13 protein-coding genes are annotated in these 14,803 nt (G+C 53.8%); 4 read left to right on the forward strand and 9 right to left on the reverse strand.

The window, feature by feature from the left end; translation table 11 throughout:
* Positions 1 to 146 precede the first annotated feature (146 nt).
* From glnT to GOV45_RS16795, 5 genes are all read right to left on the reverse strand, one after another.
* Positions 147 to 1,475 carry a type III glutamate--ammonia ligase gene (gene glnT / locus GOV45_RS16775; RefSeq protein WP_170479911.1) on the reverse strand — a complete coding sequence of 443 codons (1,329 nt, stop codon included), beginning with the start codon at positions 1,473 to 1,475 and terminating at the stop codon, positions 147 to 149.
* Positions 1,476 to 1,554: 79 nt separating this feature from the next.
* Positions 1,555 to 2,883: an FMN-binding glutamate synthase family protein gene (locus GOV45_RS16780; protein WP_170479912.1), complete on the reverse strand. Its 1,329-nt coding sequence runs from the start codon at positions 2,881 to 2,883 to the stop codon at positions 1,555 to 1,557.
* Between the two features lie 20 nt (positions 2,884 to 2,903).
* Positions 2,904 to 3,587, reverse strand: a complete 684-nt coding sequence (locus tag GOV45_RS16785; protein ID WP_170479913.1) for a GXGXG domain-containing protein — start codon at positions 3,585 to 3,587, stop codon at positions 2,904 to 2,906.
* A 1-nt stretch (position 3,588) separates the two neighbouring features.
* On the reverse strand, positions 3,589 to 4,482 hold the full coding sequence (locus tag GOV45_RS16790) for a class II glutamine amidotransferase (protein ID WP_170479914.1): 894 nt from the start codon (positions 4,480 to 4,482) through the stop codon (positions 3,589 to 3,591).
* Positions 4,483 to 4,651: 169 nt separating this feature from the next.
* Entirely contained in the window at positions 4,652 to 5,302 is a 651-nt protein-coding gene (locus tag GOV45_RS16795) for a helix-turn-helix domain-containing protein (protein WP_170479915.1), read from the reverse strand.
* 140 nt (positions 5,303 to 5,442) lie between these two features.
* Between GOV45_RS16795 and GOV45_RS16800 the strand changes: the two genes are divergently transcribed.
* On the forward strand, positions 5,443 to 6,477 hold the full coding sequence (locus tag GOV45_RS16800; RefSeq protein WP_254448028.1) for a GlxA family transcriptional regulator: 1,035 nt from the start codon (positions 5,443 to 5,445) through the stop codon (positions 6,475 to 6,477).
* A 7-nt stretch (positions 6,478 to 6,484) separates the two neighbouring features.
* Here the strand turns inward: GOV45_RS16800 and GOV45_RS16805 are convergent, their stop codons facing one another.
* The 4 genes from GOV45_RS16805 to GOV45_RS16820 are packed head-to-tail and all read right to left on the reverse strand — an operon-like array spanning position 6,485 to position 11,558.
* Positions 6,485 to 7,057, reverse strand: a complete 573-nt coding sequence (locus GOV45_RS16805; protein ID WP_170479917.1) for a sarcosine oxidase subunit gamma — start codon at positions 7,055 to 7,057, stop codon at positions 6,485 to 6,487.
* Complete coding sequence (locus GOV45_RS16810) at positions 7,050 to 10,010, reverse strand: sarcosine oxidase subunit alpha family protein (protein ID WP_170479919.1); 2,961 nt, start codon at positions 10,008 to 10,010, stop codon at positions 7,050 to 7,052. Before GOV45_RS16810 ends, GOV45_RS16805 begins: the two co-directional genes overlap by 8 nt.
* Complete coding sequence (locus GOV45_RS16815; protein ID WP_170479921.1) at positions 10,007 to 10,294, reverse strand: sarcosine oxidase subunit delta; 288 nt, start codon at positions 10,292 to 10,294, stop codon at positions 10,007 to 10,009. Before GOV45_RS16815 ends, GOV45_RS16810 begins: the two co-directional genes overlap by 4 nt.
* Positions 10,295 to 10,307: 13 nt before the next feature.
* The gene (locus GOV45_RS16820) at positions 10,308 to 11,558 is read right to left on the reverse strand and encodes a sarcosine oxidase subunit beta family protein (RefSeq protein ID WP_170479923.1); all 1,251 of its coding nucleotides are present in this window, start codon (positions 11,556 to 11,558) and stop codon (positions 10,308 to 10,310) included.
* A 333-nt stretch (positions 11,559 to 11,891) separates the two neighbouring features.
* Here GOV45_RS16820 and GOV45_RS16825 point away from each other — a divergent pair, with 333 nt between their 5' ends.
* Genes GOV45_RS16825 through GOV45_RS16835 form a run of 3 tightly spaced genes read left to right on the forward strand, consistent with a single transcriptional unit; the run spans position 11,892 to position 14,784 of the window.
* Positions 11,892 to 12,935 (forward strand): pyridoxal-phosphate dependent enzyme, encoded by a 1,044-nt coding sequence (locus GOV45_RS16825; RefSeq protein ID WP_170479925.1) that lies wholly within the window; start codon positions 11,892 to 11,894, stop codon positions 12,933 to 12,935.
* Positions 12,932 to 14,077 carry a M24 family metallopeptidase gene (locus GOV45_RS16830; protein WP_170479927.1) on the forward strand — a complete coding sequence of 382 codons (1,146 nt, stop codon included), beginning with the start codon at positions 12,932 to 12,934 and terminating at the stop codon, positions 14,075 to 14,077. Before GOV45_RS16825 ends, GOV45_RS16830 begins: the two co-directional genes overlap by 4 nt.
* A complete protein-coding gene (locus GOV45_RS16835) occupies positions 14,074 to 14,784 on the forward strand; it encodes a maleate cis-trans isomerase family protein (RefSeq protein ID WP_170479929.1) in 711 nt (236 codons plus the stop codon). The genes GOV45_RS16830 and GOV45_RS16835 overlap by 4 nt, the downstream gene beginning before the upstream one ends.
* The last annotated feature ends 19 nt before the right edge of the window (positions 14,785 to 14,803 follow it).

Consider the following 14,803-nt stretch of genomic DNA (forward strand, 5'->3'; position numbering starts at 1 on the left):
GTGTGCTTACGTTTGACTGATACACCGCTTAAACAAGGGCGTCTTTCGTCGGCTACGTCAAGCTGGTAACCAGCTTAAAAAAGCCTTCCCGGATTGTGATCCGAAAAGGCAATTCATTTGCCTGAGGGTTAGGCTAACCCCGTTTATCAAATGTCGAGAGTATTCTCTTTCTCCCAACGAGAAAAATGCGACACAAACGAGTTCCATTCTTGATGTTTCATTTTCAGAAACGCCGCCGAAAACTCTTCGCCCATCATCGCCTTCAGACCTTTATCCCTATCATACGCCCGCAGCGCGTCCAGCATGTTCAGCGGTAGCTTCGGCGCTCCGCGAACCTTATGGCCCTCTGCGTACATATCGATGTCGTATCGTTTACCTGGATCTGCCTTGGACCTGATGCCAGACAAACCGGCGGCAATAATTACGGCCTGGAGCAAGTACGGGTTAGTTGCACCGTCTGGCAGTCGAAGTTCGAACCGACCAGGACCCGGTACGCGAACCATGTGGGTACGGTTGTTGCCGGTCCATGTTACTGTGTTCGGCGCCCACGTTGCGCCCGACATTGTGCGTGGCGCATTGATACGCTTGTAGCTGTTGACCGTTGGATTAGTGATCGCCGCCAGCGCACTGGCGTGTTTCATGATGCCACCCAAAAAATGCTTGCCCTGCTCGGCTAGTCCCAACTCTCCGGTTGGACCGTCGCCTTCACCCGCAAACACATTCGTTTTTGCAGCCGCTCCGGGCGCGTCCCAAACTGAGATGTGCGCATGGCAACCATTACCTGTCAAACCTTCAACAGGCTTGGGCATGAAAGTAGCGCGGAACCCGTGTTTCTCAGCCACCGATTTTGCCATGAATTTAAAGAATGAATGCTTATCCGCCGTACGAAGGACGTCGTCATATTCCCAGTTCATCTCAAACTGGCCATTGGCGTCTTCGTGATCATTCTGGTAGGGGCCCCAGCCCAGTTCCAGCATATAATCGCAAATCTCGCGTACCACGTCATAGCGGCGCATCACGGCCTGTTGGTCGTAACAAGGCTTTTCCGCAGTGTCGAATGGGTCGCTTATTTGTTCACCGTCAGGAGTGAGCAGGAAGAACTCGGCTTCGATACCAGTCTTAACATGAAGCCCTTCGCCAGCAGCTTCATTAATCAATCGGCGGAGGACATTGCGCGGCGCTTGTGCCACGTCTTCACCTTCCATTACGCAATTGGCAGCGACCCAGGCGACCTCGGGCTTCCACGGAAGTTGGATGACCGATGACGGATCTGGCACTGCCAACATATCTGGGTGTGCGGGCGTCATGTCGAGCCACGTAGCAAAGCCTGCGAAACCGGCGCCTTCTTCCTGCATGTCTGCTATAGCTTGTGCCGGAACCAGCTTTGCGCGCTGCCCACCGAACAAGTCAGTGAACGAGATCATGAAATATTTGACGCCTTTTTCTTTGGCGAAAGCAGCCAGATCTATCGTCATGGGCGGCCTTCCTTTCCCTGTTGATATCGTTTGTAAAAAAACGCGGCCCATTTGGGCCACGCTTTGAAGAGGTTTTGTTTTAGAAACCCGCCTTGCCCGGGTACCAATCTGTTCCCGCCAACGGAACGCGTGCCATCGCCGCTGCCTCCATTGTAAGGGCACACAGATCTTCAGGCTCCAGATTGTGCAGGTGATTGTGCCCGCATGCGCGCGCGATTGTTTGCGCCTCAAGAGTCATGACCTTGAGGTAATTACGCAACCTTCGCCCGGCCTCGACCGGATCCAAGCGCTTGGCCAATTCTAGGTCCTGCGTAGTGATACCCGCAGGATCCAAACCCTCGTGCCAATCGTCATATGCGCCGGTGGTCGTACCCAATTTTTGATATTCGGCTTCCCACTTCGGGTCATTGTCACCCAAAGCGATCAACGCTGCAGTACCGATAGCCACCGCATCTGCTCCCAATGCCAACGCCTTGGCCACATCTGCACCGGTGCGGATACCACCAGAAATCACTAACTGCACTTCACGGTGAACGCCTAAGTCCTGCAACGCCTGCACTGCAGGGCGAATGCAAGATAGTGTTGGCAAACCCACATGTTCAATGAACACATCCTGGGTTGCGGCAGTACCACCCTGCATTCCGTCCATTACAACGACGTCTGCTCCGGCCTTAACTGCCAAAGCGGTGTCGTAGTAGGGCCGCGTGGCACCAACCTTGACATAGATTGGTATCTGCCAATCTGTAATTTCACGTAACTCAAGGATCTTGATTTCCAGATCGTCAGGCCCTGTCCAGTCGGGATGACGGCAAGCGGAGCGCTGATCAATTCCTTTGGGCAACGTTCTCATTTCAGCAACACGATCCGAAATCTTCTGACCCAGCAGCATGCCACCACCGCCGGGTTTGGCACCCTGCCCCACCACGACTTCGATTGCGTCAGCCTTGCGCAGGTCATTTGGGTTCATGCCGTAGCGTGACGGCAAGTATTGATAAACCAATTTGCTGGAATGGCCACGCTCCTCGGGCGTCATGCCGCCATCACCGGTGGTTGTTGACGTGCCTGCCGCAGAAGCGCCCCGACCTAACGCCTCTTTGGCCGGTCCGGACAATGCGCCAAAACTCATACCAGCTATGGTAATCGGTATGTCCAATTGTATCGGCTTTTTGGCAAAACGTGTACCCAGCGTCACCGAGGTTTCACAACGCTCACGGTAGCCTTCCAAAGGGTATCGGCTGACAGAGGCCCCTAGAAACAGCAAATCATCAAAATGAGGTACTCTGCGTTTGGCGCCGCCACCGCGAATGTCATAAATGCCAGTCGCCGCGGCACGCCGGATTTCGGCATTAATTTCGTTGGTGAATGTCGCCGACTGGATCGGCAGGGTGCGTGGGATGGTGGTGTCCATGTCTTTCATACCCTTGTTGGTCAGTAGGCCGCTGCGTTGTCGACGTCAAAATTATAGAGCTTACGAGCAGAGCCGTAACGCTTGAACTCTTCAGGTTTGGCGTCTGCACCTGCGCGCTCCAGCAAGTCCTTCAGAATTTCGATATGCTCTGGCCGCATCTCTTTCTCTACGCAATCTGCGCCTAAACTTTTGACTGAACCGCGCACAAAAAGACGAGCTTCATACAGCGAGTCTCCCAACGCGTCGCCCGCATCTCCGCAAACAACCAGATTGCCTGCCTGAGCCATAAAGGCGGACATATGGCCAATGTTGCCGTGCACCACGATATCGATACCTTTCATCGAAATACCGCAACGGGACGAAGCATTACCCTTGATCACCAACAGCCCGCCATGACCAGTTGCACCGGCATACTGGCTGGCGTCGCCCTCGATAACAACAGTGCCGGACATCATATTTTCGGCCACACCGGGGCCTACCGATCCTTCGACCTTGATTGTCGCCTGCTGGTTCATTCCGGCGCAGTAATAACCAGTCGAACCTTTGACCGTCACTTCAATTGGCGCATCCAAACCTACAGCAATCGCATGGCTTCCTTTGGGATTGACAACCTGCCAACTGGTCTGGTTTGTCGCGTCACGTTGCGCCTGAAGTGTCGAGTTCAACCCACGCAAACCCTTTTCCGAAATATCATAGGTCTGCATATCAGTGACTCCAGAAATAGACGGTTGCGGGCTCAGGCTCCCAAACGCGGGCTTCTTCTATGCCCGGCAGATTGACCAAGGCGCGGTATTCACTGCCAAAGGCAACGTATTGATCTGTTTCCGCCATGACTGCCGGTTTGCAGGCAATTGGGTCACGTACTACACCGAACCCGTCCTTTGTACCCACTACAAAGGTAAAGAACCCGTCCAAATCCTCTAAGCTGCTTTCAAGCGCCTCGCCCAGAGTTGCTCCATTCTGCATCTTCCAGGTCAAATACGCGGCACCCACTTCGGTGTCGTTCATCGACTCCACCCGAACACCTTCGCGTTTCAGCTTACGGCGCAGCGAGTTGTGGTTGGACAGTGAACCATTATGAACCAGACATTGGTCGGCACCTGTATTAAATGGATGTGCGCCTTCAGTCGTCACCGCAGATTCCGTGGCCATCCGGGTATGACCAATACCGTGCGTACCACTCATTGACGACAGATCAAAACGTGCCGCCACATCTTTGGGCAGGCCAACTTCTTTGTAAATTTCGATGACGTCGCCGTCGCTCATCACCCGCATGCCAGGACGCAACTCGCGAATTGCCTGTCGCGCCTGATCTACTTTGGTTGCGTCAAGGCTCAAAACCGCGTGCGTATCATTGGGGCGCATCGTCACCTCGGCGTCGATGACCCGGCCCAAATCACAATCCAAATCGGCAAAATCCGTGTCTGGGTTGTCGGACTGAACTGTCAGTTTAGCCTTATCTTCTGTACCGCCATAGATAGCTATTCCAGCACTGTCCGGCCCCCGATCTGTCATAGTGATCAACATATCCGTCAACATCGAGCCAAGCTGCGGCTCTAATGTTTTGTCCTTAAGAAAAAGGCCGACGATTCCACACATTAGTGAACATCTCCTGTTACGATTTGCGGCGGACGCTAACATCAGGTTATCACGAAGGCAACAAGGGGAAAATTATTTTCATGTTAGGAAATTTTTTGAGCTTGATGTTCCCCCTTATTCAAGTAGGCACATGTTTCCCCTCTCAGAATCCGACCCGACCATGCCTCCGTCACTTTGTCTGTGGGTACGAGATGATCGACAAGTAACGCGCGGGAAGTGAACGAAGCACCTCGGGTCCATGAGGGGAATCTGCGTCAAAAAACAGAGTGTCTCCGGGTCTTAACAAATAGATGGCATCGCCATGCCGATAGTCAATTTCGCCCTCGAGCATGTAAAGCAGTTCAATCCCGTCGTGTTGAAAGGTCGGGAAAGTATCAGACTCTTCGGTCAGCGTGATCAAGTACGGTTCAACCACGACACCGCTTGCATTTGGACCAAGATGCCCCAACAAATTGTACTGATGCCCTGCCCGCGTTCCGGCCCTTTCGGTTTCGACGCCTTGACCCGCTTTGGTATGCACAGCGTTCCGCGTTTCTTCGTAGCGACGGAAAAACGACGTAATCGGTGTGCTTAGTGCGTTGGCCAGTAGTTGCAGAGTTGTCAGAGACGGCGACGTATAACCATTTTCGATTTTTGACAGCATGCTGATCGACAGGCCAGTCAAACCGGACAATTCGGCAAAAGTCACCCCCTGTTGCACCCTCAGAGCTTTGATCTCTCGCCCAATGGCGGTTTCCAGGTTCTTTTCACCGCTGTCTTTTACTTTGTGGGGGTCCTGTGACAGAACTCCCATTTTTTTGCCTTTGCCGGCCTTGGCCATAGAAGCCCTCCAATACCCAACCCTTATGGCCGAGCATTCACAGAGTGAAAATTTGTTTCCTGTCAGGGGTCGTCCTGCTAAACACCCCTTACCCGAATTCCGCTGATTGAAAAAGCAACGATCTGAAAGCAGAGGCTAGCATGCACCAGATTTCAGCACCTTTGTCAGAACTTGGCATCGATCAGAACAGCCAGATTACGCTGGGATTTCTTGTGTTTGAAGGATTCCCGATGGCCTGCCTCACCTCGGTCATTGAACCGTTGCGGGCCGCCAATGAAATTGCGGGAAGAGATGTATTCAGATGGCAGGTCATTTCAGAGACAGGCGAATCGACATCATCCAGCGCGCAAATTCCGTTTCAGGCGGACTTAGCATTGTGCGATGTCCAGCGGTTAGACATGTTGTTTTTGCTGTCTGAACCGGATGGGAAGTTCGCAAACCCCCATGCATCAAATGGCAGACTGCGGTTTCTGGCAAGACACGGAACCTGCGTCAGCGCCGTAAGCGGCGGCATCTTCCCACTTGCGCGCTCAGGTCTGTTAGATCGGCAGACTTGCTCTGTGCATTGGTGCTACAGAACTGCGTTCGAGGCGGAGTTTCCTGAACTCGAGACAACTGATGACGTCATTGTTTTGGGCAAAAACTGTTGTACCGCTTCCGGCGCTGCAGCGGCTTTTGATCTGTCTTTGCATCTGGTCGAGTTAGCCTTTGGCGAGGCAGCAATGACTGAAGTCGCCTGTTGGTTCCAGCACCCGTCAATCCGCAGCCCAGGGGTCCGGCAAAAAACGCCGGCATTTCAAACGGACGACGTAGCCGACCATATGCCTGACATGGTTTCAAAAGCTATTCAGTTGTTCTCTGATAACCTCGAGTTTCCGCTAACTACACGCGAGGTAGCCCGTCGTGTAGGAGTTTCAGCGCGCCATCTGGAACGCAGTTTCCGGCAGGCCACAGGACAGAGCCCCGGTGGTTACTACCGGCTAGTACGTCTACGTGCCGCAAGACAGCTTGTTATCTATACCCAGGACCCGCTTACCTCGATCGCGCACGCCGTGGGCTATACGAACCCGACCTCAATGTCGCGCAACTATGTTGAACACTTTGGTTCCTCGCCACGGCAAGACCGACAAGATCACAACCGGTTCCGGGTCAGACGAGACACACATTTAAATTGAGCAACAATTAGACCGGACAAACAGCCTGAGCAACTTCGACCAATGCATGATGCAAAGATCCTGCAGATGACCGTGGACCCAGTACCGAATACTCGAAACCTGCTTTGCGGCACCAAAGATAGCAGCCAATGTGATGGATGGTCGTTCGGGTTGCTGTGTCGGAATTCATTGCCCGGACGTCCACGTTACACAATCTTTCGAAAAGGTCGTCAGCCGCTGAACCTGTGATATCGAAGCGGCACCACGCGTCAGTCTGTTCAACAACCGATGCCGTTTCACCCGCGACAGGCTTGAGTTCCTGGGCAATCAATTCGTGACCAGTGTGATCCGCTTCAATCATCCAGCTGCTTGGGGCAATCCATATCGCACCATAAGTTTCACCAACCACAGACTTACCCGGCCCCGGCAAATCGCACCCGATAAAGGCACTTACTTGTGCAGTGCAAGCCGTTTCATGCCCAAGGCGCGCTGTCAACGTAGCCAAGGCCCGCGCAGGGTTTTCGGTGATCGACAACCCGGTAAAGTTATCGGTTTTGGGCTCTGTACGTCCAAGTGGCGTGATGGCTTTCAGTTTATGCACGCTGACGTCCTCCGTCCGGGTCGACAAAATGAGCACTTACAACTTCAACCTTGACCTCAGTACCTTCGAGCGGATTGGCCAACCGCAAAACTTCGCCCGTACGCTCTGCCCCATCTTTCAAATACCCGATGCCGATCGAGCTTTGCAGAACCGGGGAAAAAGCCGCCGATGTGACATATCCCTGATCGTGTGCTGCATCTACTGGGCCGTCTGCCTTCATAAGATGCCCCCCCGCAACCACTTGCTGACCAGGGTCGACGGGTTTGAACCCAACCAAACGCAGTGCATCGGGTTGATTCAATCCTTCTCGCTCGCTCATGATATTGCCGATGCAATCTTTCTTTTTGCTGACCATTCGGCCCATTCCAAGATTTAATGCAGTAGTGGTTCCATTCAGCTCATTTCCGGCTGCGTGCCCTTTTTCGATCCTCATGACGCCAAGAGCTTCGGTGCCATATGGAACAACATCAAATTCCTCTCCGGCCTCCATTAACGCGCGTATCATCGCGTCACCGTAACGTGTAGGCACCGCGATCTCATAAGCCAACTCGCCCGAAAACGAGATTCGGAACAGCCTCGCACGGCAGCCTTCGCAAATGGTGATTTCGGCGCAGGACATAAACGGGAATGCTTCATTCGAAAGATCGAAACAGGCATCGACAATTTTTTCCAGAAGCTTGCGGGAATTCGGGCCAGCGACCGCATATTGCGCCCAAGCCTCGGTCGTGGAGATCAACTGCACATCCAGATCAGGCCATAGGCATTGCCGCGCAAACTCCATCCGGCGATAGACTAGAACCGCATTCGCCGTGGTTGTCGTTACAACAAAGTGATCCTCGGCCAATCGTGCGGCTGTTCCATCGTCATATGCAATGCCATCCTCGCGCAGCATCAGGCCATAGCGAACTTTGCCAACAGCCAGTTTGGCGAAACCGTTGGCATAGATCTTGTTTAGGAACTCCGCGGCATCCGCTCCCTGCACATCAATCTTTCCCAGGGTGGTCACGTCGCAAACACCAACAGAAGCTCTGGTCTGCAACACCTCTCGATCTACTGACTGCCTCCAATGAGTCTCACCCTCTTTCGGAAACCATTGTGCGCGCAGCCAATCACCGACCTCAGTGAACACCGCGCCTTGCTCAATTGCCCACTTGTGACTGGGGGTCTCGCGCACAGGATGGAAATGCTTGCCAACTGCTCGGCCCGCCAACGCGCCCATAGCCATAGGTGTGTAGGGAGGGCGGAAGATGGTCGTACCTGTCTCTGGAATTGATTTTCCTGTCAACTCTGCCATCACTGCCAGACCGGCCATGTTGCTGGTCTTTCCTTGGTCGGTCGCCATGCCCAGAGTGGTGTAACGCTTCAAGTGTTCAACCGAGACGTAATTCTCCTGATGTGCCAGTTTCACGTCCTTGACAGTTACGTCGTTTTGCAGGTCGATCCAAGCTCGACCTTTTCCTTCGGAAACGTGCCAAAAAGGCCGCAGTTTCACAGGAGAGTCTTCTGCCTCGGGCAATTCCGGTACTCCTGCCGGGATGTCCAGATCGGACAGTGCGGCAATCGCTCCCTCGGCGCCGGTTCGCAACGCGCCATAAGTAGACATTGCACCCGCGGCTGCACCTGCCACTGTCATACCAACAGGAAGATTATCGCCCGGAACAAATGCTGCAAGATCTTCGTCCCATTTCGGTCGCCCGCGTTGATGACACGTCAGGTGCACATTTGGGTTCCAGCCTCCGGACACAGCCAGCCCGCCGCAAATGATCTCTCGTGTAAAGCCTTTGTCCGTACGGATCGTAACCGAGTTCAGACCAAGCCTTCCTTTGCTACCAATTACTTGCGCACCAGCAAATAGTTCCGTTCCGTCCACACTTGGCGCATCTGCCCGAGTGTCGATGACAGCGGTAACATGCACACCTTTGGCGATTAGGTCGGCAGCTGTACGATGGCCATCATCGTTATTGGTGAAGACAGCGACCTGTTCATGAGCGCGCACGGCCCAACGATTAGCATAGGCGCGCATCGCACCAGCCAACATAATCCCGGGTCGGTCATTGTTGGAAAAAGCAATCGGTCGCTCTGTTGCTCCGGCGCAGAGCAGCGCACGCTTCGAATAGATGCGCCACATGATCTGTCGAGGCTGCCCACTGGCGGGTGTTGGTAGGTGATCTGCAATACGCTCAACAGCCCCGTAAATACCGTGGTCAAATGCTCCGATAACCGTGGTTCGCGGCAGTACTCGAACGTTGTCCATCGCCGATAGCTCTGCCAACGCATGCGCGGCCCAGTCCGACGCGGCAACGCCGCCAACTTCAATCGATTCTGCGTTCAACCGTCCGCCGAGTACGAAATCCTCGTCGGCCAGAATAACCCGCGCACCGGCACGACCTGCTGTAAGCGCCGCCATCAAGCCCGCAGGCCCGGCCCCAATCACCAGTAAATCGCAGTGCAGAAAACCTTTGTCATAAACATCCGGATCATCTTCACCTGTAATGCTCCCAAGACCGGCAGCATTTCGAATAATAGGCTCATACAACTTTTCCCAGAAAGCTTTGGGCCACATAAAGGTCTTGTAATAGAACCCCGCAGTCAGAAAGTTGCTGAACAAGTCGTTTATCGATAACACGTCGCGTTCCAGCGAGGGCCAGCGGTTCTGCGAATTGGCGGCTAGACCATCATACAACTCGGCCACGGTCGCTCTTGTGTTCGGCTCTTGCCTACCACTGCTGCGCAGCTCAACCAGCGCGTTGGGTTCTTCCGAACCAGACGTCAATACCCCTCTCGGGCGGTGATACTTAAATGACCGACCCATAAGCCGCACGCCATTGGCCAGCAGAGCAGAGGCGAGTGTATCGCCCGGATGCCCTTGAAAGCGTTTACCGTCGAACTTGAAACTCAGGCTTTGGTCGTGATCAATAAGACCGCCGTTCAGTCGGTTTATTTGTTTGTTCATCGTCCGCGCCCCCGTGCCCGGGCTACGTCACGGGCCAGTTCAACCGAAGTAATTTCATGCGTCAGCGTGTTGCGCGTTACTACCAACCACGACCGGTCGCCCTGTTCGTGATACCAAAGCTCGCGATGCTCGCCAGCCGGATTATCGCGCAAATAGAGATAGTCGTGAAATGCCTCCGCTGCGTTTTCTGCTTGCCAATCCGGACGGTCGATTAAGGTGGCATCGCCTAGGTAAACAAACTCCTGCGCGTCCCGGGGGCCAAGAAGCGGGTGATCAATTATCATTAGCGGCCTCCTTTCAGTGCAGGTTGGGCTGAGCGCCCACACCTTTTTCATCGATCATTCGACCAGAACGAAATCGATCCAATCGGAAGGCGGTTGCCACCTCATGCGGACGATCGGTGGACAGCAGATGAGCAAAACACCAGCCCGAGGCCGGCGTTGCCTTGAAGCCGCCGTAGCACCAACCACCGTTGAAATAGAGGCCCTCGACTTGCGTCCGGTCTATAAAGGGGGATCCGTCCATCGACATGTCCATCACCCCGCCCCATCCACGCAGCAGCCGCACCCGGCCAAGCGCCGGGATCAGAGCGACACCGCTTTCGATTACATCCTCGACCACTGGCAGATTTCCCCGCTGGGCATAGGTGTTGTACATGTCGATATCGCCGCCAAATACCAATCCTCCTTTGTCCGACTGGCTACAGTAGAAGTGGCCAGCGCCAAAAGTGATGACACCAGGAATCATGGGTTTCAGTCCCTCCGAAACAAACGCCTGCAACACATGGCTTTCAATCGGCAGTCGCATTCCGGCTTTCTCCATCACCCGACTGGATGACCCTGCCACGGCAACACCGACCTTTTTCGCACCGATATATCCGCGGGAAGTTTCAACACCCAAAATCTTCCCATTCTCTATGCGAAACCCTGTCACCTCACAGTTTTGGATGATGTCGACGCCGCGTTGGTCCGCTCCACGTGCGTAACCCCAAGCGACAGCATCGTGACGTACAGTGCCCCCGCGTCGGTGCAGCAGACCACCTTTAATCGGAAAACGGGCATTGCTGAAGTTTAGGAAAGGGTACAACGCTCTTACCCCGGCTGTATCAAGCAACTCTGCATCGGATCCATTTAGGATCATTGCGTTGCCTCGCCTCCTTGCCGCGTCACGTTGTGCATCTGTATGAACGAGGTTGAGGATTCCACGCTGGCTGACCATAGCGTTGAAATTGAAGTCCTGTTCCAATCCCTCCCACAATTTCAGCGAGAATTCATAGAAAGGCTCATTCCCATCAAGAAGATAGTTTGACCGTATGATGGTTGTATTTCGACCCACATTGCCGCCGCCGATCCAACCTTTTTCAAGAACTGCTATACGCGCATGACCAAATTCCTTGGCCAAATAATAAGCAGTCGCCAGGCCATGCCCACCGCCGCCCACAACGACAATATCATACTCGTTTTTGGGTTCGGGATCCCGCCATGCGGGGGTCCAGCCCTTGTGGCCTGTCAAGGCCTCCTTAATGACTCGAAATCCAGAATACCGCATTCCTGCCTCGCCAATGTTTCAAACATCATTGAACATTGTAATTGCCATCGCCCAGCAATTTTGCGGTGTTCACTTGAAGTTTTGCGTCATCCAAAGAGACGCTGCCGTTTTAGCCTTTGAAGATTCCGCGAGCGCGATTGAACGACTGCCGCACGCGGAAGGGCATCCGGCAAACTGAAATCACGCCCGAATAATGTTCACTAAGCCAGGACCAACGATGTTCTGCACGAGCGAGTTTCAACTACGAAGTGGTTGAAGCCGCGCAACCACCGCAGAGCTTGACAGAATTTCAACAATCAGATCACGTCTGACCACCAGATATTCGGAGGCAAAATGCGCATTATCAAAAACCCACACCGAGCGGGTAATAAACTGGCGCCATCTGCTCCATATCCCTCTACCGACGCCACGCGTGTTGCAGACCTTCTTTCATTGTGTCCAGCTGCCAAAGAAACGCCACTGGTCGACGCCTTGGATCTGGCTCAGGTCGCGCATCTTTGGGTCAAGGACGAAAGAGCCCGTATGAACCTTGGTTCATTCAAGGCATTGGGTGCCGCATATGTAATTGCACGCCACGCCGCCGAAAAATCAGACGAACCGGGGTTCGATACGTTGACCGGATCTACTTACGTCACTGCCAGCGCAGGGAACCACGGAATGAGCGTAGCGGCAGGTGCCAGAATATTCGGTGCCAAAGCAGTTGTTTTCATCGCCGAAACCGTTCCCGAAAGCTTTGCTGAGCGGTTACGTGAACAGGGTGCATCTGTTGTTCGAAGTGGTGCTGATTACGCTGCCAGTATGGAGGCGGCAAATAATGCGGCCTGCGAAAATGGCTGGACGTTACTTTCGGACAGCTCGTGGGAAGGTTACTTTGAAATACCATACACTCTGATGGAAGGGTATCTACAAATGGCGGCAGAGGCCGTCGCGCAATGTCCTGAGACGCCTACGCACATAATATTGCAGGCCGGTGTGGGCGGATTGGCTGGCGCAGTGGCGGCTTACTCACGCACCGTCTGGGGAGATGCCCCAAAGATAGTCGTTGTCGAGCCCGAAGCAGCACCTGCGCTGCAATCCAGTATTGCTGCGGGTATGTGCGTTTTTGCTGACGGACCAGACAGCATCATGGGACGGCTTGACTGCAAGGAACCTTCGCTGATCGCCTTAAATGGGTTAGCCCGTGACGCGGACTTGTTTTTGACCCTGTCAGATGACGAGGTGTCCGAACAACTTAGCGCGCTTGCTGCGCTAGGGCTGGAAACCACAGCTTCCGGCGGTGCCGGTGTAGCTGCGGTTATGAATGATGCGGCTCGGCATTCCATGGAGATCGAAGATCGTTCTCGTGTTTTGTGCTTTTTGTCTGAGGTCGCTGAATGAGGGGGTTTGAACCGAGCGAATTCCAGACACGTGTGATGCGAGCTCAAGACTTGATGCAGAGAGCTGGCTTATCTGCTTTGTTACTGACTACCGAGACTGACGTAAGGTACTTTACCGGTTTTCTGACGCGGTTTTGGGAAAGTCCGACGCGTCCCTGGTATCTTGTCTTACCTGCATCCGGAAAACCCGTAGCTGTGATCCCGTCTATCGGAGCCGCGCTTATGGGCCAGACGTGGTTGGACGATATCAGAACCTGGAGCGCGCCAGACTTGCAGGATGACGGCGTCTCACTATTAGCTGACGCATTGCAGGAACTGACACCCGCTGACGCCGACATCGGGATGCCGGATGGGCACGAGACCCACGCCCGTATGCCAATGGCAGATATACAGAGTTTGAAAGAAGCGCTTGGTACTCGCCACATCACGGGTGATATGGGCATTTTGCGCAAATTACGAATGGTCAAATCCGTCGCCGAGATCGAAAAGATTGAAACCGCGTGCAGCATCGCGGGCCGTGCTTTTGCTCGGGTGCCCGAGATCGCGAAACCCGGGGTGCCGCTGGACGCAATCTTCAGAAAGTTTCAAATTCTCTGCCTGGAGGAAGGAGCTGACTGGGTACCTTATCTTGCCGGAGGCGCAGAACATGGCGGTTATACCGATGTCATCTCACCAGCACACCCGACACCGCTGGAGCCCGGAGATGTTTTGATGCTGGACACCGGTTTGGTCTTGGATGGCTATTTTTCAGATTTCGACCGCAACTGGTCGATAGGAGCCGCGCATCCTGATGTTAAATCTGCCTATTCTAGGCTGATAGAAGCTTCGGACGCCGCGTTCGAGATTGCGAGACCCGGAGCAACAGCCGCAAATTTGTTCAGTGTAATGAACGACGTGCTGACCAATCAATCTGAAGGCACGGATGCGGGGCGACTGGGGCATGGGTTGGGTATGTCGCTGACCGAGTGGCCATCACTCATCCCTACGGATCATACCGTGCTGAAAGCGGGAATGGTTCTGACACTCGAGCCTGGCATCACTGTCGGAGGAAAAATTCTGGTGCATGAGGAAAACATTGTTATTACCGATAATGGTCCTCGCTTTATCAGCCCGAGAGTTGGACCAGATTTGATCGAGCTATGACACGAATACCCTACACACTCGACCAGGATAATCCGGCAGCTTCGCCGATAGGGCTGATTCTATTGCAAACGGACGAAACACTGGAGCCCGAGTTTAGCCAGTACTTCTCGGACCGGGCTTTCCCAATCCACGTTACCCGCATTCCAAGTGGTGTCGAAGTAACCAAAGACAGTCTGGCTGAAATGGAAACAGCTCTGCCTGCGGCGGCCCGCTTGTTGCCTAGTGCTCGACCATATCGTGTTATTGGATATGGGTGCACTTCGGCCAGCTCGGTCATCGGATCAGATCGGGTTGCGCAGTTGGTGAAACAGACTTGCGACACGGCTGAGGTCACAAACCCGCTGCTGGCGGCAACGGCTTGTGCAAAGGAATTGGGCGTTTCGAAATTTGCTTTGCTTTCGCCGTATATTGAAGAAGTCAACATACCGTTGCGTAAGGCATTTTCCGAAAACGGAATATCAACGGATATCTTCGGTACGTTTGGCGAAGCCGAAGAAGCCAAGGTTGCGCGCATTTCCGAACAATCGATCATTGAAGCAGCATGCCGCCTGGGCTCTGACCCGTCTGTCGATGCAATTTTCCTGAGTTGCACCAACCTTCGAACTTATGCGGCAATTCCGCAGATTCGTAAAAAAACCGGTAAACCCGTGCTGTCCAGCAACCAAAGCTTAGCCTGGCATATGCAACGCCTAAATAGTATCAATTGATATAGTAAATAGAAGTCAA

The sequence above is a fragment of the Ruegeria arenilitoris genome, assembly GCF_013035425.1.
GTDB classification, from domain to species: domain Bacteria; phylum Pseudomonadota; class Alphaproteobacteria; order Rhodobacterales; family Rhodobacteraceae; genus Ruegeria; species Ruegeria arenilitoris_A.

Bases quoted from the DNA above. Each gene is read 5' to 3' on its own strand.
- glnT (WP_170479911.1), bottom strand. From the start codon at position 1,475: ATGACGATAGATCTGGCTGCTTTCGCCAAAGAAAAAGGCGTCAAATAT.
- GOV45_RS16780 (WP_170479912.1), bottom strand. From the start codon at position 2,883: ATGGACACCACCATCCCACGCACCCTGCCGATCCAGTCGGCGACATTC.
- GOV45_RS16785 (WP_170479913.1), bottom strand. From the start codon at position 3,587: ATGCAGACCTATGATATTTCGGAAAAGGGTTTGCGTGGGTTGAACTCG.
- GOV45_RS16790 (WP_170479914.1), bottom strand. From the start codon at position 4,482: ATGTGTGGAATCGTCGGCCTTTTTCTTAAGGACAAAACATTAGAGCCG.
- GOV45_RS16795 (WP_170479915.1), bottom strand. From the start codon at position 5,302: ATGGCCAAGGCCGGCAAAGGCAAAAAAATGGGAGTTCTGTCACAGGAC.
- GOV45_RS16800 (WP_254448028.1), top strand. From the start codon at position 5,443: ATGCACCAGATTTCAGCACCTTTGTCAGAACTTGGCATCGATCAGAAC.
- GOV45_RS16810 (WP_170479919.1), bottom strand. From the start codon at position 10,010: ATGAACAAACAAATAAACCGACTGAACGGCGGTCTTATTGATCACGAC.
- GOV45_RS16815 (WP_170479921.1), bottom strand. From the start codon at position 10,294: ATGATAATTGATCACCCGCTTCTTGGCCCCCGGGACGCGCAGGAGTTT.
- GOV45_RS16820 (WP_170479923.1), bottom strand. From the start codon at position 11,558: ATGCGGTATTCTGGATTTCGAGTCATTAAGGAGGCCTTGACAGGCCAC.
- GOV45_RS16825 (WP_170479925.1), top strand. From the start codon at position 11,892: ATGCGCATTATCAAAAACCCACACCGAGCGGGTAATAAACTGGCGCCA.
- GOV45_RS16830 (WP_170479927.1), top strand. From the start codon at position 12,932: ATGAGGGGGTTTGAACCGAGCGAATTCCAGACACGTGTGATGCGAGCT.
- GOV45_RS16835 (WP_170479929.1), top strand. From the start codon at position 14,074: ATGACACGAATACCCTACACACTCGACCAGGATAATCCGGCAGCTTCG.